This window comes from Pseudomonas sp. PDM04, from assembly GCF_014851765.1.
In the GTDB taxonomy this organism is placed as follows: Bacteria; Pseudomonadota; Gammaproteobacteria; order Pseudomonadales; family Pseudomonadaceae; genus Aquipseudomonas.
The window spans coordinates 586921-608404 of sequence record NZ_JACVAI010000001.1; the positions used below are offsets into that span (position 1 = coordinate 586921).

Consider the following 21484-nt stretch of genomic DNA (forward strand, 5'->3'; position numbering starts at 1 on the left):
AATACTTTCCCAGGGTAAACCTTCAGTGGATAGCACCCACTACTGCTGCCATTGCGTCAACTTGGCAGTCCCGTCAGGAAATTGCTTGACGCTGAGGACGGCTGAGTTCCCAGACAGCGCACTTCCCTCGAACACGGACGGGTAGGCGCGTTGCAAGGATTGGAGCCCGTTACCCACAAATACATAATGATAATTTCCCAACGCACGGACGAGCTCTTCTTCAGACCAATTACAGGTTGTCGTGTCCCCTGCATAAAGTGGAGGTCCAAATGAAAAACATCCACCGGCCTGAGTCGTTCGCGGGGTCAACTCATAGCGCAATATCCAGTACTCCAATCCAACATACGAAGGACGGTCTGCCTGCCAGACGACGAGAACGCTTACGCGAGGGTAGGTTTTATCTACAAAGGGATGGATCAAAGGAGTGACCAGTTCATCCCGGGTCGGGAAGTATTGGGGGCCGCCCGCCCAGAGATAAGGCTGAATGCTGCTACGCCCCAGGAGCAAGCTGGGGATGATCAACACCGCGAACATTACCGCACCCGATACCTTCTGACTTCTGGTGTTGAATGGAAGCGTTGCGGCACCCGCCAGCAACAGGAACGCCATGCCCAAGGCATAGGAGCCAAAGTAGCGCTCCAATGATGTCAACACCCGACCTTCATAATCACTAAAGCCATACAGGTAATAAAGCAGCATCAGGCTGCAATAAGCGACACCGCCTACAGCTACACCAGCCACTAATAACCCAAAGCTTTTTCGATCGACTTTATCGGACTGCATGACGCCAATAACCAGACCAATCAGCAAAAGGGCAATAACCAGTTTTCCTGGAGCATCCCAGCGCGTCTTCAGAACCTTATCGAATGTATTGGAACTGGCAGCACTACCCTGTACGGAGCCATGCTCCAAGCCAAGCATGCGTTCTGCAAAACCTGAAAGAATTGCCTGTTCCCGCTCTGTGGAACAGCAGTGGGATGCCTGTTTGAGCATGTTTGTAATGGAGATGCCTGCAAGCGAGCGGTCCAGCGCCTGATGCTTAACATGTCCCGACCAGAATTGACTGATCACAATGGGTAAAAGGATACAGATCAGAATAGTTTTCCAACCCCCTTTAACTCTAGCCACTTCTTTGGGCGCTGTACGCAGTCTGTACCCATGCATTACCACGATCAACGCTATAGCAGCAACGGTGAAGCTCGCGCCGGAGTCTTTCGCCAATACCAGAAAACCAAAAATGGGTGGTAATGCCACCCAGGCTTTGGGATCGTTCCGCGTAACCCAATAAATGGAAAGTACCGCACCAAAAAGCACACCGACTATCTGGTCAATCAGGATACTCGACCAGCCCTGCCCCATCAGCAGAACGACGATAAAAGTCAACGCAACTAAAAGCAGTGCGTGGAGCCGAAAATGGGAATTTGACGCGGCAATGGCCGGCATGGCAGCAAACATCAACAATACCGCATGCGACATCAGGGCTATATTTTCATGAAAACCGGTAAAACGCAGGAAGAAATAGCCGAGATAAGCTGTACCTGGTGGATAATCCTGAAAATAAAGTCTATACCCCTGATTTTTCAGATCGAGCGCAGTATGGGTGAACTCAGTCAACTTTATAATCGTGCCCCAATGGGAAAACATGTCCCAACTGACAAATTGAGCGTGGCTGTTATAGTCAACGAGAAGCGCCGTCGCAAGACCTACAGATCCCAGGCCCCAAACAAATCCAGGTTGAAAATTAAAACCATGATATTTGACATAGCGACCACACTCGGCAACCAGCAGGCCAATGCCCAATAGCGTAAGGCAAAGACTCACAGGGCGTAGGAGCGAAAGGAAATCCGATAAAAACAGAATAAGGACTATCGAACTGATAACCGATATTGGCGCAATGCTCCACCCGACGACATTACGACGAACAAGAGCTGCCACGAAACCGAATATTGAAAGAAGAGGAAGTAAAACAAGCCACGACATCAAATCAAATCCTTTTGTTTATTGGTCATGTGTGAAGCCACCTGTGATCTATGCACCAAAGCGGGATGAACCGCCCGCTTGGGCACGGCAAGCATGTCATAGTTAAAAAACGCCAACAAAAACTGCAAACCAACCAACAATGGTAACGCCGCCAGCATTACCCCGCCCGCTGAAACAGGTATACCTCCCTGAGCTGACTCATACCAGCGTGTAGCACCGTAAATCCCCCCAAACAACGTCAGCACAATCCCCATCAAAAACTCAAGAGTGGCCAGAGAAAAGTCGCGCAAAATGTAGCGATAAAAAAATCGCTTCCCCGCATTTTTGCAGTGCTTTAACAAAAATTCGGGAATGACCGCACTGATATTCAGGTTACTTTCTTCATCTGCATAATGAGCAGTCATGGGCAGATCGTAAACCACTGCCCCCTGCAGCCCTAACCGAAACAATACGTCGGTTTCGAAAAAATAGCGCTGGCTAATCTTGTGAAAATGGAGATGCTTGGCAACTTCAGAGTGAATGGCAGTATAACCATTCGTTGGATCGAACAAGTGCCAATAGCCCGTGGATAACTTAGTAAAAAATGAAAGTACCGCATTTCCAAATAAACGTATAAAAGGCATGCCGCTCAGCGATTCAGGATCGAAAAATCGATTACCCTTAACGTAATCCGCATCACCAGTGATGATTGGAGAAACAAAACTTGGAATCAATGCGGGGTCCATTTGACCATCGCCATCAATCTTGACAAAAATATCGCAACCATCATTGATCGCCGCACCGTAACCGGCCATGACGGCACCACCCACTCCCAGGTTAACGCTGTTATACACGACATTAACACGAGGATCATCGCACTCGGACTCTACATAGTGACCGGTGCCTTCAGGGCAACAATCATCAACCACATAAATCGAAAAAACTTCCGGACCTATTCGACCCAAGAGATCCAGAATATGCTTCCTGGTTTTATAACAGGGTACGACAACTGCAATTTTTTCCGACATCTGTTGACTATTGAGCATGGGCAGACCTAAACATCCAAGTAAGGTGGTAGGAGGGTACAAACATGGATACCATCATCCCTGCCGAGGCCAGACATATTTGAAGATCTCAAAATTTGGAGCCGTGGGTGGAAGCTCCAGATTTTTAAAATATGCATTCCCCAAGGTCACATGAGCGCCTGTGCGTTTTGCATGCAATGCAAACTCGCTAAATAGTGGTATAGATGTATTCGCCATTTCCAGGGTGGTGCCGGAATCTGCACCGCCCCAGTAAGAAAACTGATAAAAAAGTCGAGTGGGCTGCCGTTCATCTATTTCAATCGCGAAAGCCGGCACCCCATTTACACGAGCCTCCCGAAGACAAGCCGCAGCCTGCTGGCACGCCTCTGCCGTCGCAAAAAACGCATGCCCATCGTTGGTCATGCATTGCTCAACTCGCGTCGGTTGCAGACCGATTCGATGCAAAAAGCCAAGCGGATTGATTTGCCTGTAGCAATAGAACGCTTCCTGACTAACATTTTTTTGGGTAAACGCATTCAACACGAGTATGCGCTGACTTCCACTCTCAGCCAGCAGCAGCCCCAGAATTCGATCCAGAAACGAGAAGACAGCGCGAGAGCTATCGTCCACCTGATTTACATCTTTCCAGTCGTGATGCTGAAAGTGAGCGATCAGATTCAAAAATATAAAACACACTTCAGGATCGTATTTTTTTCTTAGTTTCAAGAACAGTCGAGTCGACAACAACTCAAAGGCGCCGAACAAAAAACACGTATTCAACCGTGAACCGCGAAGTTGGCTAACTAAAAAGACAAAGTCCCTCAACAGGGTGCCGACTGGTATTGTTTTAAACGTAGTAAAGAGCGTCGTCAGGGCAGCCTTCGCCGCTTTCGAGTAGGATAAATCCATGTAATTTTTTGAATAATAAACTGGCAAGGCAAAGAAGCCGGCAACAGCCTTAGGATAAGGATTTTCGGTGAAGTTCCACGGGTCCGTCGTAAAGAATCGGTTGAGCCGGGCGCCATTACGCCTCGCGTTCATTACCCCCCACACACCGGTACTTATTCCCTCCCCCCCCAAGCGCTCCCAAACCTGGGAGTGTTCAAGCTTATCAACATCCCCTAATCGAATGACTTTGTGAGTCGAGGAGGGTTGTTCAGTGTGTATCGAAACCCATTGACACCAGGGATCGAGTCCCTCGTGTTCCTTGTCATGGTCAGCTTGTGTTTCACAATGCGGCCAGTTCAAAACGGTCTTTACATGCTCGAGCCCAAAGCGTTCACTCGCCTGTTGCAGAAGTCGGACATTGAACTCATTGAGTTCGATCACCAATGTACGTTTCATCGTAGTCACCCTTAATTCTTAAGAGACACCATGCCGCGCAATTGAGGCCAGGGAGATGCCCGCCATTATCAAGACTGACGAGGCGACATTGATCCAATCGAATCTTTCCGAAAAAAATATCGCACTCGCTAGCGGAACCAGCAGAAAAGTGATCGACATAAAAGGGTAAGCTTGCGAAAGCGGAACGTGGCGAAGTACATAAATCCAGACCAACGATGACAAACCGTATACCGAAAACGCGAAAAACAACCAGGACAACGTTCGAAGGGTTAGCAGACCAGACTCATTCCAGGAGCTACTGGCTACTTTCATAAGCACTTGCCCCGAGGCAACCGCAACAGCACAGCCGAGGCAGATCAAGATATTGGCTTTATTGATGTCAGGCATTAATTCCAATCCCTTAAATACAGTCGAACCGCGGTGGTTCTCCCTCAAAAACCAGCAAAAAACCAACGATCGAATTTTGCCCTCAATAAAACACACGTTTGCAACGACATCGGTGACGCTACACAGCTTAGATTAAAGTTATAAGTTCCTAACCGTCGCGACGGCATCAGAATAATCTCAAATAGCCATGCTAGTCTTTTTTTCAAATTGAAACCATCCCCACTGGGATTATCCGGTCTCAGGCATCGACTCATTAAGTGGGATAGGAGCGATCCCGAACACGCTCAGGATCCTGCCGTCGACAGGCTTGTGACGAAGCGACTTGTACAATGGAACCACCGCGACATTAAATCGCTCAAAGTGATAAGCACGATGGGTTGGCAAAACCTGCCAACCCGCCTGCTCTCAAGGAGATTCCCATGCCCTGGTATGCCTGGTTGATTCTGGTCGTTGCAATTGGCTCGATCGTCGGCGGTTTGATGATGCTGCGCGACACTGCCAACAAGGTCGAACTGACCGACGAGCAACGCAAGCGAGTGGCCGAACGTAATGCGCAGGCGGATGCCAAGGATGCGCAGGATCAGTGAATGGCTTCACTCCCGCACCCTCTGCGGGAGCGAGCCTGCTCTCGATGGTTATCAGGAATAACGCGTTCCCCTCCCGCCCAGCGCTTGCCTGCTGACTCAAGCCTGCGGGCGACCTTCCCTCCAGCCGATGGAACGCCACTCCGACCAGGCGACGACGTGTCCTGCGCATCGGGACGCTTTCGTGTCGGCTCATTCAACGTGTTGGACGACGTTGGACGCATCTGCATGCTTTTCAGCTGTAGAAGTACAGTCACCATCTCATTTTCAATGGTTAATATGGTTCACCGTTGCGGAGATTACAGATGCGTTACTCGCAGAACCATAAAGCCCAGACTCATCAACGCATTATCAAGGAAGCCTCGGCACGATTTCGCCGTGACGGAATTGGCGCGACAGGCTTGCAACCCCTGATGAAAGCCCTGGGTCTCACCCACGGTGGCTTCTATTCGCACTTCAAGTCCAAGGACGAACTGGTGGAAAAGGCGCTGCAGGCTGCCGGAGACGAAGTGAACGTCGTCTGCGCCGAACTGTTCGCTGGAGATCGCCCACTTGAGGCGTTTATCGACACTTATCTGTCCGAATGGCACCAGGCATCACCCCATCAAGGGTGCCCACTGCCGACCATGTCATCGGAGCTAGGCCTGCGTGGGCAGCCCAGTCCGACCTCTGATGCGGTGCTCAGGGCTCGACTTGAGCAGATAGAAAGCACCCTTGAAGGTGAGAACACCGCCGACCAGAGCATCTTTATCATGTCTGCGCTGGTCGGAGCGTTATTGTTGTCGCGCAGTGTCGAGTGTCCCGAGCTGGCTCGACGGATGCTCGATGTCACTCGCGAGCGGCTCAAGCAACACGAGGGCTGAAACGACGGGACTAACCCTGCCAGCGCTTGAACAACACACTGGCATTCACCCCACCGAAACCGAAGCCGTTGGACAGCGCATACTCGATCGCCAGCGGTCGCGCCTGACCATGGACAATGTCCACGCCCTGTGCGGCCGGGTCCGGGTTTTCCAAGTTGAGCGTGGCCGGCACGATCTGGTCACGAATCGCCAACAGCGTGAAAATCGCCTCGATCCCCCCGGCTGCCCCCAACAAGTGACCGGTAGCCGACTTGGTGGATGTCACCGCAATGCCGTTGTCTGTACCGAACAACGACTTGATCGCCGCCAACTCCCCAAGATCCCCGACCGGCGTCGACGTGGCGTGAGCATTGAGGTGCTGAACCTGCTTCGCCTCGATCCCGGCCTGGGCCAATGCCAACGACATCGCCCGCCGCGCACCGCTGCCGTCCTCGGGGCCGGCAGTCAGGTGATAAGCGTCGGCGCTGGTGCCGTAACCGACCAACTCCGCCAGTGGTTGCGCCCCACGGGCCAAGGCATGCTCCAGCGATTCGATCACCAGAAGGCCCGCGCCCTCGCCCATGACGAAACCATCACGGTCGCGGTCGAACGGGCGAGAGGCGCGCTCCGGCGTGTCATTGAAACCGCTGGACAAGGCGCGAGCAGCGGCAAACCCGGCCAGACTGACACGATCGATCGCCGCTTCCGCGCCGCCGCACAGCGCAATATCCGCTTCGCCACACCGAATCAAGCGAGCCGCATCGCCAATCGCCTGGACTCCCGCTGCGCAAGCCGTGACCGGAGCGCCCAGCGGTCCCTTGAAACCGTGCTGGATCGATACATGACCGGCAGCCAGATTGACCAGGAACGAAGGAATGGTGAACGGCGACAATCGCCGAGGCCCGCGACTGTCCGTGGTGCGCACCGCATCGGCAATCGCGCCAAACCCACCCACCCCCGAACCGATGATGGTGGCCGTGCGTTCCTGCGCCTCAGGCGTTGGCGCGTGCCAGCCGGCCTGTTCGATGGCCTGGCGAGCCGCTTCCATCGCAAACATGATGAAGCGGTCCATCTTCTTCTGTTCCTTCGGCGGCGTTGCCAGGTCCGGGTCGAAACCTGCCTCGGCGTCATCGGCCACCGTGGGCACCGAACCGCCGACCTTCGCCGCCAGATCGGCCACGACGTCATCCGGCAGGTTCCTGATACCGGACTGTCCAGCCAACAGGCGCGACCACACCGCTCCGACACCACTGCCTAACGGCGACACCAGGCCCATGCCCGTAACTACTATTCGACGGTCATTCATACCGCAACATCCTCCGTTTCTGAATACATCACTTATAGCGCGCCGCGGCCCGGCTTTTGGAAAGGTTGGGCGCCATCACATGGCGTGCCGCAACAAAGGCATTCCAGTCACCGGCATCAGGCAACGAAGGAATGGTGACCAACTCACCCTGGTCCAGACCCGACATGGCAGCATCGACCATCTCCCCTGCCTCCATGACCATGTCCGCCGGAATCTGGCTCGCGTCGATGCCGGAACGCTCCCAGATCTCGGTACGCGTCACCCCCGGCAGCACCGCCTGCACCTTGACCCCGGTGCCCTCCAGTTCCGCGCTCAACGATTGGGTCAGGCTCAAAACGTAAGCCTTACTCGCGCTGTAAGTGGCATTGAAGCGTTCGGGGAACAGCGCCACCACCGAGGCAATGTTGATGATCGTTCCCCGCCCCGCCTTGGCAAAACCGGCAGCCGCCGCGGAGGCCAGGCGCGTGACCGTGGTGACGTTGAGCTGGATGAGCTTCTCGAGTTGATCCAGGTCCGCATTGGCCAGCAAACCATCCGACGCCACGCCGGCGTTATTCACCAGCAGGCTCAGGCTCGAATCGCTGCGCAGGCGTTGCTCGAGTTTCAGCACATCGTCTTTTTGGGTCAGGTCGGCCTTGAGTACCTCGACCTGAATGCCGTGCTCGGTGCGCAGCTTTGCCGCTGCCGCCTCCAGCCGCTCCAGATCTCGAGCAACCAGCAACAAATCGAAACCGCGCGCAGCCAGGCGGTCGGCATAGATGGCGCCGATGCCGGAGGACGCACCGGTGATAAGGGCTGTGCCTTGGAACTGAGTGGTGATCATGGCGATGCTCCGTAGATGAATGAAAGCGTGTTCGCGTGCACACGAAAATCAGGCGACTTAAAAATTATACGCATAATCTATTAAGATATTACAAGCATAATTTTCCGCAGCGACAAATGGCTCGCTCAATGCGCTTCCGGTCGACACCGATTCCGCCCTGTGGCCGCCAGGAATGCACGACTCGGCCAACGAACCCATCGGAAAGAGCGTAGTCGATGGAAGCGTGCAGAGCGTATCGGATGCGTGTCTGGCCCACACTTAACGATGAGACTCACGCCGCTCTTAATAAAAGATCGTTGCGATTGTAAAAACTACAAAAAGACATTAATTAAGTTATTCACGCTTGCAGAGAAACACCGAATAAGCAAAAATCAAATTGCAAGTTAATTTTTGAGTTTTAATCAATATAGCGAATATTCCTACAACGCTTAGAGATATTCCCTGCATACAGAGCAAGCAATGAGCATTCCCGCACCAACACGGCATGACAGTAAATTCGAAGAAATAGAAATCACTGAAATATTAAGATATATATGGAAACAGCGAGCGATTGTAGTGCTACTTTCCAGCATTGGATTTTTTGCAGCACTGACTTATGTCTCGCTCGCCAACCCTGTGTATGAAATCAGCACATCCATCAGACCGGTCGGTACAGCAGATCTCGACGAATTGAATGAGTCCGGCCTCTATAAAATAAGCCCACTCGAATCATTGCAGAGTGTTGGCTCAGCCATGGAGTCTTATGACGTTCAACTAAAGTTTTTCATGGGCCATGTACAATACCTTGCACCATTTGAAGCTTCAGATACACCCATCGAAAAGGTTTTTGAAAATTTCAAAAAAAACAGCACGTTTTCTCTTAAACAAATTGACCCCACAAAAAGTTCAAGCATGACAGACTCTATCGAGTTGACCTTTACGTACCCAAAAGGCATTGATGGCGTCGGGATTGTAAACAGTTTTACAAGTTTCGTTATTGAAAACGAAAAAAACAAGATAGAAAAAAACCTGAAAACCTTGATTAGTAATAGAATTGAAAAGATAGAAAAAGACATCGACCTCTATAAAGTATCTTATGAAGCCAATACAAATGCGGACATCGCCAAACTTCTTGAACAGGACGAAATCAAAAAAAGAAACCTGCAGGACGAAATGGAAGCGCTGCGAAAGCAAGTGCAGACTCGTAGACAAAATCGTATCAAGGAACTCGACGAGGCCATCACCATTGCAAAACAGCTCGGGATCTCAAAACCCTCTACTCCTTCATCCTTAGCCCAATTTGATAACAACCAGGCAGGCAACACGATTCGCACCGAAGTCAACAACCAGCATATTCCGCTTTATTTCATGGGACAATTAGCTCTACAAGCGGAACGTTCCGCTTTGGCTGCCCGTCGCTCGGATGACTTTACTGAACCCCGTATCGACCAGATTCAGAAAGAACTTTACCTTCTGGCCAGCAACCGCGAAGTCGGCGCATTGAAAAACCGAGAAACCCCGGAATTGTTCATCAAGGGTATTGGAGAGAGCCGCGCTGACCTTGCGCGATTGAAAAACCTGGCGATTAATTTCAATCAGTTGGAATTGGTAAAAGTAGATAAACCCGCATCTGAGCCTCAGTCGCCTGTAAGGCCAAGGAAGCGACTGATCGTAAGTCTTGGCCTATTTTTCGGGTTCATTCTAGGTGGGGCGCTCGCGTTGAGTCGGGGGCTTTCTGACCGATATAGAAGAGACTAGTTAACGCCCAGATAAAAGGCCGGAAACTCCGGCCCTCTATCATTCTCTTCGGCTTAATTAGCTTCAATTTTTTCGCGATTTTTATCCAATATCGCTTTGCCAATTCCCTTGACTTCTAGCAACTCGTCCACTGAGGCAAACGGCCCATTGCTATCACGATAGGCAATGATAGCCTTGGCCTTGGCTTCCCCTACTCCCGACAATTCGCGTTGCAAGGTGGAAACATCCGCCGTGTTCAAATCGACTTTCTCTGACCTGACCTCGGACGAAACCTCCATAACCATAGGTGGATTACCGGCATCGGCTTGGCCCGAAGGCGCTGCGCTCAAGCCGACGGAGAGAGTGCTAAGAAGGGTAAAAACGAATGAATGGAAGTAACTGGTACGCATGATGAAGCTCCATGATATTGAGTGGGACGCAGCTTTTCCGAAGCTGCCTTCCAAACTTAGGCGATGTCTGGAGCGTGTCAAAAATGGGTTCGTTACGGGATGTGAAACAAATGTCAGCGCTGCACCAGCGATAGAATAACCAAACACCTTATCGCAGCCTTAGTCGATGGACGCCCCAAGACGCTGCTGCCCCGGCACCGCAGATCGGAGCGCATGTAGAGAGGAATACCCCGTTTGTTGGGGTCCGTGTAACGGACGAAAATACTCATAACGCCCAACATGATCGCAAAGTCAGGAAAAACAACCAAGCAAAGGTAACATACTAAGAATATCTTATAGACTAAACACATGAAGATATGCAAACATACGAACAAAATCTCGTAGATTTATCATACTGTACAAACAAAAAAAATCGCCAAGTACAGTACGGCAGCTAGCCCAAAAGTACCACCCAACACAACATGGACATGAGACCAACACGTGTTAAATTTTAATCACCTAAAAAACAGAAACGGCAAGATCGAATCAATCATACTAGCTCTTCTAATCTTAACATACCTGGTCTCGCGCCTTGTTTTTTTGGATTCCGATATCCTGATATGGGAAAAATCTCATTACAGCCCAGTAGACGAATTTTATTACACGTCCCAGGCCTTCGATGCTGTGGAGGGGATACACTCCCCGGACGGAAAATTATTAACACCAGCATCCTCCGCCTTTAATATCCTTGAACAAATAGGTACGACAGTAACTCTCTACGCACTCGGAGATAACTACTTTGGATTAAGAGTGCCATCTGTAATAGCTGGACTAACAGTACTGGTACTGTTTTTTCTGATGACGCTCCAACGTTTCGGACTGGCCTACGCAACTTCGTTTTCAATAATGTTGATGTCAGTGCAAAATTTTACATTGGCTTCCAGAATTGCAGAACCCACTATTTTTCGAATGGCAACTGCAGCGGCCGTCTTATTTATCCTCACAAGACAGGATTACACGCAGAAAAACCAACTTAGAGCCATTGGCTTTTTAGCATGCCTTGCATGGTTATTCGTTTATCCCACAAACGCCTTCCTGGGGTTGTTTGGCTTTATCGTCGTGCTCCTCAGCAATACAAAAAAGCTCACAGCCAGTGCAATTCACTATCTCACAGGCGCTGTCGCTTGCGCTTTTATTTATATTTTAACTTATTATGCCATGGGCAACACTCTGAACGACGTGATTGCAACGACTAACTTATTTTCAGGAAGACTTTCATCTGAGACAGAACTCAGCTTTTTAAAACAAGCGTACATAAAACTACGAGACGTTGCTCGAGCCGATTTCTTCACAGCGCATCCTTTATTCTTGATTTTATCACTCCTCTCAACCGCGCTAATCACGACCCTCTTCTTGACACGCAGCCAGCTATTAACAAGAACTGACAAAGCCGTGTTAATTTTCAGCGGGTGCTTTTTATTGCAATGTGCCTTTGTCAATGATTACCCGGAAAGAAAACTGGTATTTATTCTTCCTGCATGCTTATACCTTTGCCTGCTCGCAGCAAAAATCTGCTTGAGTGTTTTGCCGAGAAAAATTTCTGGTGGATTGTTCTTTTTAGCTGTAACGGCATCGACCGTCGCATTTGCAGTCCCCACGTTCAAAAACGTGTACAGCGATCCGCAGTATACTTACAAAAGCGCGATGGAAAACTTGAGCACATTGAATGATGAACGAGTGATTGGCGGCTGGGGATTTGGATTTCGGCTGTACAATAACTACAAGCCGTACCTGAACCAATACGTAGTCGTCTACTCACAACCTGAGCACTACTACGCAATGCTTAAAGAAGCCGGAAAGCATGGCGACGCCAAATTTACGATTGAGTATGGCGATGATAAAACAGAAAAGAAAATGAACAATATCGATTTCTACAAAGAAAACTTAGTTTTCAAAACTAACGACCCAATTTATCCCGATATGTACCTATACAAATTTCACGAAAAGCAAAAAAACGAGTCAGGCCTATAAAACGCCAACTTTTTGTGTATATACGTTGGGTATCACATGAAATGCGGCTGGTTGCATCACAGCCGCAAGTTGCCGTTAAAGATTAATTACATTATTTCCGAAAGCCACTGTCGGGGAACTACACCAGTGCACTTCCACGACAGACCCATTGCAACACTGAATAAATAGACATGCTCGCTCTCGCATGGCCCCAACAACAAGCGAAAGCGATGCCCACCTATGTGGCGGGCAGCTTCGGTCGAAACCAGTGAGAAAATCTTCTTTATAAACCCGCAACTTCGTGCTTGAGCGAAGCAGACAAAACGTCAATAACCCTACTCTGCTGCTCATTGCTTATGTTCACCCACATAGGCAAACGTATGATTCGAGATGCGACATCGTCAGTCACATTCATACTACCGTGCGCTCTCCCATACTTGAGTCCACCAGGCGAAGAGTGCAAAGGAACATAATGGAATACTGCCGATATCGAACGAGCTTTCAAAGCTTCAATTATATTTTGTCGGTTAGCATCAGGATGGATCAATATGTAATACATGTGAGCATTGTGGCCACACTCTTCAGGCACTATCGGCCTCCTGACAAGTCCTTCCGTTTCAAGAACCTCCAGTTGCTCATGATAATAATTCCACGCCGCCAGGCGGGCTTGGGTAATCATGGTCGCCTGCTCAAATTGCGCCCACAAAAATGCCGCTGTGAGCTCACCGGGCAAGAAGGAAGACCCTACTTCCTGCCAGGTATATTTATCTACCTGACCGCGGAAAAATCGGCTTCGGTCAGTACCTTTCTCACGAATGATCTCTGCTCGAGCACTTAAACCGCCCTCATTAACCAATAAAGCCCCGCCCTCTCCGGATATGACATTCTTGGTTTCATGAAAGCTATAAGCGCCTAAATCACCAATGCTGCCAAGCACGCGCCCCTTATAAGTTGCCATTACGCCCTGGGCAGCGTCCTCAACGACCATCAATCCGTGACGATCGGCGATTGCTAACAAACTATCCATTTCACAGGCTACGCCTGCATAATGCACCGGAACAATAGCCCGTGTTTGCGGCGTTATTGCAGCCTCCACCAGTCGCTCATCAAGGTTGAGTGTATCCGGCCGGATATCGACAAATACTGGAACAGCCCCCCTTAAGACAAACGCGTTTGCTGTCGATACAAATGTAAAAGAGGGCATAATGACTTCATCCCCCGGTTTGATATCTAACAGTAACGCCGCCATTTCCAGTGCAGCCGTACAAGAATGAGTCAACAACGCAGTTTTGACATGCGAAGTCTCTTCAAGCCAGCGATGACAACGCTTAGTGAACGGTCCATCACCCGCTAACATATTCCCGAACTTTGCTTCCGCTATATAACCCAGCTCTTTGCCGGTCATATAGGGCCGATTAAACTCGATCTTATCTTCGTTCATTAAAATTATCTCAACTAAAATTATCTGCGACCGAGCCTTGATAAACTTTCGAAGCCTTAATTCAGGTCACTTAAAACAACCTAAGTCAACAACAAGCAACCTAGGGTTTACGAGCGAGCGTGAAAGACAAATAACTTGAAAGTGATGAATAAATAAAGAGCCACCACTACCGTCGCACCTGCTTGGACCCATTGATGCGGCCAACCCAGAGAATCGTGAAAAAATAGCAATATGCTCAAATTTATGCAATATCCGCCGAAATGCGCAAGAAGGTAGCGCACGGCAGCACTACCGTATGAGCCCTGATGCTTAAATGCGAAATTTTTCGACCCGAAAAAATTAAGCGTGACGGCGATGCAATAAAGGCAACTCATTGTCACTATCGGGTTCAGGCCTAGCCAAGTCAAAAACAAGTAGACGCCGAATCCCGCACCATTGATAACTACACCTGTAATCGCATAGCGAATCAATTGTGTCATCAGCTCACTTCGCCGATATTTCCTTAATGATTCAATCATCCTCTATGCACCGCTAGGCCAAAGCCCGTCTTCCCGTAGCCGTTGCCGTTATAAAGCATGTAAATCTGGTCGTCGTGCCGGAACACAAAAGGATACTCCACCATCTCGCTATCCCAGCCTGTACTGGATACATCGATGGTGAGACGGTCGAGCGCCAGTTCCCATTGGCCATCCTTGGACAGGACAGCATGCCCGATTCGATAGGATTGCCCGGTCCCAGCGCGGTAGGAAAACCACATATGAAGGCCGTCATCATCAGAATGCAAAACACTGGGTCGTGAAAACGCCTGGGCAACCCCCAGCGCGTAAGGAACAACCGCACCATGTCTCAGCCACTGCTTTCCATCCGTTGAGGTAGCGTGTTTGACGACCGCCAGCATTTCCCCGTTCCCCGCCTCCCAGGAGACCACAGACGGGTACCACATATCAAAGCCACCTGTCTCTCGCGCCTCAACCCAAGGGTAAGCGAGACTGACGGGGTCTTCGTCATCCATCCCCATCAGTAACTCTTCGGTACCGACAACAAAAGCAAGATCCTGTATCTCTATGCGGCCAATATCTCCACGCCAATGCCCTTGAGTCGGTGATTGCCACCCCATGAAAGTCATGTATTGGCGACCACCACTCTCGTAGCAGTTACCGATGCTCACACCATCAGCATGGAAACTACCTGGCGAGCCATGGGCGAAGAAAGGAGCGTGATGCTCTTCAACAACCTTGCGCGTGATAATATCAATATCCACGGCGCCGACTGATGATCGATTTTCCTCATCTCGACCACAATAAAATATACGGTAGATATCACCGTCGATATGGATCGGTAACGGATTCGCTGCGTGACTCATCAACTTTTGATGCCGATTTTTTGAGCCGGGGCAGTAAAGAAGTCCGAGCTTTTGCCACTTACCGTTCATAGGTTTTTCAGCCGAGAACTGGGTATCTTCGATCTTGTTGAGGCTGCCCCTACGTAAACACCGTCTGCTTCCGCATCCCCCAAAATCAGAGTGCCCGCACCCAGCACACAACGTTCGCCAATGGTGATGTGGTCCCTTAGTGTCGCATTGACACCAACGAAACAATACTCGCCAACCTTAACGCCGCCTGAAATGACCACGTGGGAGGCGATGAAACAATGGCTTCCGATAATACTATGATGCCCAATATGATTACCGCTCCACAGGGTCACATTATCACCAATGGACACGAACGGTTGAATGGTATTGTCTTCTAGAATAAAGCAGTTTTCACCAGGCGGAGCATCGCTCAGGTAAGTAGCCTTGGAACTCAAATACGTGGCCAAGGCATAACCCATTTCCTTCGTGGCAATGAATTTATTTGCCCGAATGGAATTTAGCTTGGAATAGCTCAACGCGACAAACATCTCATGCTCTGTCGCTGGGTACAGGTCCGCTACGCTGTCAAAAGAAACGACTGGAAGCCCGCAAAAAGTGGTGTCATTCAGGAACTCAGGATCAACAGTAAAAGCCACGACTTCATAATTGGAATCAGTTGAAAAATAGAAATGGGCCAACTGAGCAATCTGCCCACTACCGAATATCACCAGTTTCTTTTTCAATTGGCTTTCCTCACTATAAGCGTAAACTCGTAAAGATTGTAATCATGCAGCAATGCTACGTTATGAGAGTATTTTCGCTTGCATATATCGAAAAGCCAACCAGGATCGGCGTAATAAAGATAATCACGTTTAAAAGGCTCATCGGAATAACTGGTCAAACAATTGAACGCGAAGCCTTTCGTGCAAGACTTATCCATTACATCGAGAGTATTGAGCAGGTAGCTTGCCCACTCATCCTCAGAGCGCTCCAAGCGGACATTAAATATTCCGCTGGCAACGCAGTAATCCACTAAGCGCTGAGGCTCGCTGGCTGCGATAAATTCAGCATTCTTGCTATTCTGAAAGCGAGACTTTGCAGACTCGATCATTGCTTCGGATATATCGACGCCGAGGTATGAGAACTCTGTGTATAGATTATCGAGATATTCAAGCAGAGCACCATAACCGCAGCCTAGATCTATAATCGAAAATGAGGGAGCCTGAATTAGTTTGCAAAGTTGTTGGAATCTTAGGGTCTGGCTTTCAACGCCATTCCAGTCAACTCCTTTGGCGGTCCGCCCATGTTCAGCTAGTTTCTGAGTATAATAGTCAGAGACCTCGGTCAAGATATTTTTCTTTTCCACTCTTGCCTCTTCGCTCGTCATCTGGATGTTGGCCAATTTCATTATTTTGCGTTCAGTCGCGAGCGAAGCGCGTCCTCGACCCATTGACTCGCACTGATTCCGGCTTCCGAACTTGCCTGTTGTACGAGCCCCTTCAGGTCAGGATCAACCCCCTCCAGTTGCCCAAAATAGCGTGTCCGCATAGAACCGCCTCGGGCGCCTTTGTGTTTAAGATCGATATCCATAAATGGCAGGCTATCTGAGACAGTAAAATCAATAATATAAAAACAGTTACCCAAAACCCAAGATAGATTTATGTCTTTCGAATGTTCCGGAATATATTTCAAAGGTGCTTCCGAAGCCCATAAGGCATTGTTGCGAATGGCAATTTTCCCAAACTCTTTATCCTTGAGCCACGGAGCAACGCCTTCGTCACCAACCAACACCCGACCACCGACCTTGGTCACCCTTGCCATTTCGGCGATCGCTGACGGTATATCGGAAAATAAGTTAATCCCGCCAAAATGATAGGCGGCATCAAAGTAGCCATCAGGATAAGGCAGCGCTGAAGCATTAGAGACGGAAAGATGCAAATTCGTGCAGCCGGAAAACTGTTCCTGCATTCGCCTTGAAGTCGCTGCGATCATCAAATCAGACAGGTCCTGAGCATACAACTCGCCGTGCTCCTTGAGCATCGGGTACAGATACTTTAAATCATCACCAAGCCCACACCCAGTCACCAGCACTTTGTGGTCTGGTTTGATGTGTAGACGTTCAATTAAACCTAGACGAAATTCGCGTTCATCTTGATTGAATGTTGAAAATAGCCAATCCAGAAAATTATCGTAGGCTTCTTCCGCGCCATTTTTTGTATACATGGCTCTAGAGGTGACATCCCCACCGGACAATTGGTTCGAAGAAACAAATACAGGTATGTCGCTACCATGCACCGATGACAGGAGCTCGTAGGTAGCTCCCGACTCAGACACATAAAATCTGTCCTCTTTTCTAAGAGGTTCCTTCGTGACAGGGCAGCAGTAAACTAAACCGGTCATAATACGCCATCCTTATTCTGTTAAACTCTTGAAAATAACCAGATTTACGGGTTCGAACTGATCATTTTCTACCGTTAAGATAACTGCCTACCGAGTCTGGTATCGGGTAGTCGTAGCCTAGAAAAGACTTCTGCTCAGGGCTTAGTATCTGCCCGGCTGTCGCTTGAGACAAATTTATCTGCTGTTTAATGTAGGGAACTGTGAACAGATGATTGACCGCTCGACGAGGCGACGTTGTCGAGTTGTACCCCCCGCAATGATAAAGCATGCAGTCCAATACAATAAATGAGCCAGCCTTAGCGTTAACCTGCACAGCATTGCGGCGTATATAGTCCTCACTCGGAAACTGCTCTATTTTGTGAGAGGCAGGTAGAACAAAGGTTCCGCCATTCATCGAGGTAAAATCATCAATACAGTACAGAGCATTTACCGCCAGAGGTCTTGATGATACAAAATGCTGATAAGGGAGGTCGCGATGCCAAGCTGATTGACTATATTGCTGCTGTGGCGGATTAATAATACCGTTTTGTTGATTCAGTATAAATTTCCCGACTATCACTTCCTTGACTACAGACATTAGCAGCGGATTCATCGCGAGCTGCAAAAAAGCTTCATCCCCTTGTGCAAGCAAAGCGCGAATTGTGTCGATTTCATTGATGGCCTCCAGTGCAGGCCGTCCATGTTCGCGAATATAGTTATCAGAAACCCTGGCAAATCGCTCAGCAATATCATCAATTTCAGGCCGGGACATTCCCGAATCAATCACCGCATAGCCAATGGTACGCAACTGTTCGACGGCAATATCAGTTGTTGCGTTCGTTCTGAAATTATCCAAAACACCGTATGCCTTGATTGGAATATCTTGATTGATCATTTGGATAGCTCCTGGCGCTCAACCCGATAAATCGAGCGAATAATCGTGTAGGGACGACGCTTGACCTCTGTAAATATTTTTGAAATATAAATACCCTGAACGCCAATAAAAAAAATAATCAGCCCTGAAAACAACCAAATGGATGCAACAATAGAAGTATAACCTTGAGGTGGAGCAGAACCAAAAAGATACAGAGAAACCAAATAAATGATGAACAAAAGCGCAGTGAGAGAAATAATACCGCCCACATAAAACGTGAACACCAGCGGCAAGCTACTAAAGGATGTCACCGCATTAACAAAATGGCTCAATTTGCTGCGCAGCGAGTAGGTGGTAGGGCTGCTCGCCTTCTTTACGATCATCAACGAACGCTGGTCGAAACCCGTAATCATCCAAAGACCGCCGATATTCAGCTCTCTCTCTTCGTGACGAAGCAATTCCTTTACGTATTGATTCGTCATTAAGCGAGCAGTGACTATATTGTCGGGCTGTGAGATTCCCGTCAGCACCCGAAATGCTCTATAAAAAAGCGGCCCGCTCAGTCGCTCCGCCACTCCGCCTTTTCGGGTTCCTTGCACGCCATAAACAACGTCGCATTGGTGAGTTGTCATACACTCGGCGAATAGATTGAGCCACTCAGGATCTTCTTCCAAATCGCTATCGATAAGAAAAATCCGGTCACCGACTGCTTGCTGCAAACCTGTCATCATCGCTTTGTGGTGACCAAAATTTTTCGATAGGTCAACCACACATAGATGGTAATCCTCACTGGCAATGTTCTTTGCGACTCTTAAACTTTCATCCGGAGAGCCGTCGTTGACCAAGATAATTTCATAATCTTCACCCACCAATTCCAATGCCGCCGTCCGCGCCCGATGGCAAAACTCTTCTATGTACTGCGCCGATTTATAAAGTGTCGCGACAATAGACAGCTTCATTTAACAAACCTCATCGATTTTTTTGCCGAGCCACCGCAGTTCATCAGTAAATCCAAAATGGTGACGCCGTGCTGGAACTCTCCCCACAGCTGAGGATATTCGGCATAGCCGTTATAATCGAACCACGTAAGTTCTATATTTTTGTCGGAAAAAATGGAAGGATCTATATAGTCTTTTGCTGAAGGCCCCGACACGTATTCAGTGGCACCCGCTTGCAGGCACAAACCGACTAATCGTTCAGTTTTTCCATCGACTAACTCATAGTCCGAAGAGCTGCTTATCTTTGTATCGATACCAAGATAACTACAGATGGCTACTATGAATTTCAGATTAAGAGAGGAAATATCCGATGAAACCTCATTGGTATATAGCGGCGCCAGCCAGCTCATTACCTCCTCAAAATAGGGGGCGCGAGAATAGTTAAGGACTAACGCTTTAAGATGCTCAGCCGCCCAGTTACCCTCTGCAATTTTAGTGTCTCTGATTGATTGATAATACTTCCCTTTCACTTCAACCGGCACTGTCAGCCACTTTAATCCCTGTGGCGTTTTGATTTGATTGCGGTTACGCCAGTCACGTCGCGTATATTGCATATCATCATATAGAATAAATTCATCTACTGCCGCAATAAGGTCAAAGTATCCTTTCCATGGTATGTAATTAGATTGTAATATTGCGACTTTTTTCATTTGAATTGCACCTTTGCTCCTTGCTGTCATTCATGCCAACTCTACGAATTCAACAGATTTGACTCATACTCGCTTTTTGATAACAGCATTGACTAGGCGCCTCCCATCTAAGCTTGTCAAATCCGAGGCGCACGCCCCTGGAACGACCACACAGGAAAAATACTGGATTTTGCGCGTTACACGCCATGCAGTCAACTTACACCATCGAGGAGTTCAACCGATGTGGCATAAATATCGGCGATTTAATTTTGCTTAGGGAGATTCGGGATATTGATTTTCCCAACGAAGCCTGAGCTTCATGATGCATCGGGCACGGGTCGCGCCTGGTGATCTGGATCAGCCAATCCTTTCTGCGCCAAAACCGAAAGATGGAGTCGATTGAGCAGCATGAGATTCGTCAGGCTGCACTTGAAGCAGGGAGCCTCCCGCGAAATGACTGTAAACGTCCGGCCGATGCAGAGAACCGGGCCCAACCACTGGAAAAAAAACGCTGATTAGGGTATTTAAGCTCTACCGAATCGAAATTTGGTCATACGCGTCTATATGCTTATTTATCTCTACTACAGGTACTACCAAGGATGACCTCTACTCGGCAACCGTTCCCTTCTGAATCGTTCGAGCTGCTCGCGGCAGAGGAAGACAAGCATTGGTGGTTCCGCGCAAGAAACAGGGTGATTCTGTGGGCCTTGAAAAAACAAGTGGGCCCATTCAACAGATTTCTCGAAGTCGGCTGCGGCACTGCGTTTGTTCTGAATGGTGTACGTAAGGCTTATCCGGATGCCAATCTCTATGGTTCTGAGTATTTTGAAGAAGGCCTGGTACATGCCAGAAAGAGAATTCCGACGGCGACGTTTCTTCAAATAGATGCTACAGCGATGGAGGACATAGCTCAGTATGATGTCATTGGGGCTTTCGACGTAATTGAACATATCGAGCAAGACGAACTGGCTATCAATAACTTGGCGCGCGCATTAAGACCGGGAGGATCGCTATTGATTTCTGTCCCACAACACAAATGGTTGTGGTCTGAAGTAGATGAATTTGCCTGCCACGTTCGACGTTACTCTAGGTCAGAGTTGATACAAAAAATTGAGAGTGCAGGACTGTCGACTAAATATACATCATCCTTTGTAAGCCTATTGGTTCCCTTAATGTGGCTTTCTCGAGTGCGCCCCTCTAAAGGCGAATATGACCCAATGACTGAATTTCATATTCCACACTGGATCAATAAAAGCTTGGAGCTGGTAATGAAGTTTGAGTTGACGCTGATGAAGATGGGCGTAAGTCTGCCATTTGGCGGCTCGCTTCTTGTCGTAGCCACAAAACCATAAGAAGACAGAAAATCGTTGGGCGTTATGCTCAAACTTTAGCATACGCCCATGGACAGAAAATTTTCTCTTTTATAA

General features: G+C 48.9%; 21 protein-coding genes. 5 read left to right on the forward strand and 16 right to left on the reverse strand.

Features of this window, described 5'->3' with window-relative positions; translation table 11 throughout:
* Nucleotides 1-39: 39 nt before the first annotated feature.
* From IB249_RS02690 to IB249_RS02705, 4 genes are read right to left on the reverse strand one after another with little or no spacing between them, the layout of a single operon-like run.
* Complete coding sequence (locus IB249_RS02690; protein WP_192301966.1) at nt 40-1980, reverse strand: hypothetical protein; 1941 nt, start codon at nt 1978-1980, stop codon at nt 40-42.
* Nucleotides 1980-3005, reverse strand: a complete 1026-nt coding sequence (locus IB249_RS02695; RefSeq protein ID WP_225606802.1) for a glycosyltransferase — start codon at nt 3003-3005, stop codon at nt 1980-1982. The genes IB249_RS02690 and IB249_RS02695 overlap by 1 nt, the downstream gene beginning before the upstream one ends.
* 54 nt (nt 3006-3059) lie before the next feature.
* The gene (locus tag IB249_RS02700; protein WP_192301967.1) at nt 3060-4328 is read right to left on the reverse strand and encodes a hypothetical protein; all 1269 of its coding nucleotides are present in this window, start codon (nt 4326-4328) and stop codon (nt 3060-3062) included.
* 18 nt (nt 4329-4346) lie between these two features.
* A complete protein-coding gene (locus IB249_RS02705) occupies nt 4347-4715 on the reverse strand; it encodes an EamA family transporter (RefSeq protein ID WP_192301968.1) in 369 nt (122 codons plus the stop codon).
* A gap of 419 nt (nt 4716-5134) precedes the next feature.
* On the opposite strand from IB249_RS02705, the gene IB249_RS02710 reads away from it, so the two are divergent.
* Both IB249_RS02710 and IB249_RS02715 read left to right on the forward strand, forming a co-directional pair.
* Nucleotides 5135-5302 (forward strand): DUF2897 family protein, encoded by a 168-nt coding sequence (locus tag IB249_RS02710; protein WP_192301969.1) that lies wholly within the window; start codon nt 5135-5137, stop codon nt 5300-5302.
* A 302-nt stretch (nt 5303-5604) separates the two neighbouring features.
* Nucleotides 5605-6162 (forward strand): TetR/AcrR family transcriptional regulator, encoded by a 558-nt coding sequence (locus IB249_RS02715; protein WP_192301970.1) that lies wholly within the window; start codon nt 5605-5607, stop codon nt 6160-6162.
* Between the two features lie 10 nt (nt 6163-6172).
* On the opposite strand, the gene fabF is transcribed toward IB249_RS02715, so the two are convergent.
* A complete protein-coding gene (gene fabF / locus IB249_RS02720; protein WP_192301971.1) occupies nt 6173-7447 on the reverse strand; it encodes a beta-ketoacyl-ACP synthase II in 1275 nt (424 codons plus the stop codon).
* Between the two features lie 28 nt (nt 7448-7475).
* Nucleotides 7476-8270, reverse strand: a complete 795-nt coding sequence (locus tag IB249_RS02725; RefSeq protein ID WP_192301972.1) for an SDR family NAD(P)-dependent oxidoreductase — start codon at nt 8268-8270, stop codon at nt 7476-7478.
* A 459-nt stretch (nt 8271-8729) separates the two neighbouring features.
* Between IB249_RS02725 and IB249_RS02730 the strand changes: the two genes are divergently transcribed.
* Entirely contained in the window at nt 8730-10007 is a 1278-nt protein-coding gene (locus IB249_RS02730; protein ID WP_192301973.1) for a Wzz/FepE/Etk N-terminal domain-containing protein, read from the forward strand.
* Between the two features lie 53 nt (nt 10008-10060).
* Here the strand turns inward: IB249_RS02730 and IB249_RS02735 are convergent, their stop codons facing one another.
* Entirely contained in the window at nt 10061-10396 is a 336-nt protein-coding gene (locus IB249_RS02735) for a ComEA family DNA-binding protein (RefSeq protein WP_192301974.1), read from the reverse strand.
* Between the two features lie 480 nt (nt 10397-10876).
* Between IB249_RS02735 and IB249_RS02740 the strand changes: the two genes are divergently transcribed.
* The gene (locus tag IB249_RS02740; protein WP_192301975.1) at nt 10877-12406 is read left to right on the forward strand and encodes a hypothetical protein; all 1530 of its coding nucleotides are present in this window, start codon (nt 10877-10879) and stop codon (nt 12404-12406) included.
* A gap of 262 nt (nt 12407-12668) precedes the next feature.
* Here the strand turns inward: IB249_RS02740 and rffA are convergent, their stop codons facing one another.
* The 9 genes from rffA to IB249_RS02785 all read right to left on the reverse strand — a co-directional run bounded on the left by rffA (nt 12669) and on the right by IB249_RS02785 (nt 20078).
* Nucleotides 12669-13826: a dTDP-4-amino-4,6-dideoxygalactose transaminase gene (rffA, locus tag IB249_RS02745; RefSeq protein ID WP_192301976.1), complete on the reverse strand. Its 1158-nt coding sequence runs from the start codon at nt 13824-13826 to the stop codon at nt 12669-12671.
* Nucleotides 13827-13933: 107 nt separating this feature from the next.
* Nucleotides 13934-14344 (reverse strand): GtrA family protein, encoded by a 411-nt coding sequence (locus IB249_RS02750; RefSeq protein ID WP_225606803.1) that lies wholly within the window; start codon nt 14342-14344, stop codon nt 13934-13936.
* Complete coding sequence (locus IB249_RS02755) at nt 14341-15258, reverse strand: hypothetical protein (RefSeq protein ID WP_192301977.1); 918 nt, start codon at nt 15256-15258, stop codon at nt 14341-14343. Before IB249_RS02755 ends, IB249_RS02750 begins: the two co-directional genes overlap by 4 nt.
* A complete protein-coding gene (locus tag IB249_RS02760; RefSeq protein WP_192301978.1) occupies nt 15255-15920 on the reverse strand; it encodes an acetyltransferase in 666 nt (221 codons plus the stop codon). Before IB249_RS02760 ends, IB249_RS02755 begins: the two co-directional genes overlap by 4 nt.
* Entirely contained in the window at nt 15917-16585 is a 669-nt protein-coding gene (locus tag IB249_RS02765) for a class I SAM-dependent methyltransferase (protein ID WP_225606804.1), read from the reverse strand. Before IB249_RS02765 ends, IB249_RS02760 begins: the two co-directional genes overlap by 4 nt.
* A complete protein-coding gene (locus IB249_RS02770; RefSeq protein WP_192301979.1) occupies nt 16585-17577 on the reverse strand; it encodes a class I SAM-dependent methyltransferase in 993 nt (330 codons plus the stop codon). The genes IB249_RS02765 and IB249_RS02770 overlap by 1 nt, the downstream gene beginning before the upstream one ends.
* Before the next feature lie 61 nt (nt 17578-17638).
* The gene (locus tag IB249_RS02775; protein WP_192301980.1) at nt 17639-18451 is read right to left on the reverse strand and encodes a phytanoyl-CoA dioxygenase family protein; all 813 of its coding nucleotides are present in this window, start codon (nt 18449-18451) and stop codon (nt 17639-17641) included.
* On the reverse strand, nt 18448-19389 hold the full coding sequence (locus tag IB249_RS02780; protein WP_192301981.1) for a glycosyltransferase family 2 protein: 942 nt from the start codon (nt 19387-19389) through the stop codon (nt 18448-18450). The genes IB249_RS02775 and IB249_RS02780 overlap by 4 nt, the downstream gene beginning before the upstream one ends.
* The gene (locus IB249_RS02785) at nt 19386-20078 is read right to left on the reverse strand and encodes a WbqC family protein (RefSeq protein WP_192301982.1); all 693 of its coding nucleotides are present in this window, start codon (nt 20076-20078) and stop codon (nt 19386-19388) included. Before IB249_RS02785 ends, IB249_RS02780 begins: the two co-directional genes overlap by 4 nt.
* Before the next feature lie 578 nt (nt 20079-20656).
* Here IB249_RS02785 and IB249_RS02790 point away from each other — a divergent pair.
* Nucleotides 20657-21409 carry a class I SAM-dependent methyltransferase gene (locus tag IB249_RS02790; protein WP_192301983.1) on the forward strand — a complete coding sequence of 251 codons (753 nt, stop codon included), beginning with the start codon at nt 20657-20659 and terminating at the stop codon, nt 21407-21409.
* Nucleotides 21410-21484 lie beyond the last annotated feature (75 nt).

Coding starts and splice junctions, on each gene's coding strand:
- IB249_RS02700 (WP_192301967.1), bottom strand. CDS start 4,328: ATGAAACGTACATTGGTGATCGAACTCAATGAGTTCAATGTCCGACTT.
- IB249_RS02705 (WP_192301968.1), bottom strand. CDS start 4,715: ATGCCTGACATCAATAAAGCCAATATCTTGATCTGCCTCGGCTGTGCT.
- IB249_RS02690 (WP_192301966.1), bottom strand. CDS start 1,980: ATGTCGTGGCTTGTTTTACTTCCTCTTCTTTCAATATTCGGTTTCGTG.
- IB249_RS02755 (WP_192301977.1), bottom strand. CDS start 15,258: ATGAACGGTAAGTGGCAAAAGCTCGGACTTCTTTACTGCCCCGGCTCA.
- IB249_RS02770 (WP_192301979.1), bottom strand. CDS start 17,577: ATGACCGGTTTAGTTTACTGCTGCCCTGTCACGAAGGAACCTCTTAGA.
- IB249_RS02715 (WP_192301970.1), top strand. CDS start 5,605: ATGCGTTACTCGCAGAACCATAAAGCCCAGACTCATCAACGCATTATC.
- fabF (WP_192301971.1), bottom strand. CDS start 7,447: ATGAATGACCGTCGAATAGTAGTTACGGGCATGGGCCTGGTGTCGCCG.
- IB249_RS02725 (WP_192301972.1), bottom strand. CDS start 8,270: ATGATCACCACTCAGTTCCAAGGCACAGCCCTTATCACCGGTGCGTCC.
- IB249_RS02790 (WP_192301983.1), top strand. CDS start 20,657: ATGACCTCTACTCGGCAACCGTTCCCTTCTGAATCGTTCGAGCTGCTC.
- IB249_RS02750 (WP_225606803.1), bottom strand. CDS start 14,344: ATGATTGAATCATTAAGGAAATATCGGCGAAGTGAGCTGATGACACAA.
- IB249_RS02730 (WP_192301973.1), top strand. CDS start 8,730: ATGAGCATTCCCGCACCAACACGGCATGACAGTAAATTCGAAGAAATA.
- IB249_RS02785 (WP_192301982.1), bottom strand. CDS start 20,078: ATGAAAAAAGTCGCAATATTACAATCTAATTACATACCATGGAAAGGA.
- IB249_RS02710 (WP_192301969.1), top strand. CDS start 5,135: ATGCCCTGGTATGCCTGGTTGATTCTGGTCGTTGCAATTGGCTCGATC.
- IB249_RS02735 (WP_192301974.1), bottom strand. CDS start 10,396: ATGCGTACCAGTTACTTCCATTCATTCGTTTTTACCCTTCTTAGCACT.
- IB249_RS02775 (WP_192301980.1), bottom strand. CDS start 18,451: ATGATCAATCAAGATATTCCAATCAAGGCATACGGTGTTTTGGATAAT.
- IB249_RS02765 (WP_225606804.1), bottom strand. CDS start 16,585: ATGAAATTGGCCAACATCCAGATGACGAGCGAAGAGGCAAGAGTGGAA.
- rffA (WP_192301976.1), bottom strand. CDS start 13,826: ATGAACGAAGATAAGATCGAGTTTAATCGGCCCTATATGACCGGCAAA.
- IB249_RS02695 (WP_225606802.1), bottom strand. CDS start 3,005: ATGCTCAATAGTCAACAGATGTCGGAAAAAATTGCAGTTGTCGTACCC.
- IB249_RS02780 (WP_192301981.1), bottom strand. CDS start 19,389: ATGAAGCTGTCTATTGTCGCGACACTTTATAAATCGGCGCAGTACATA.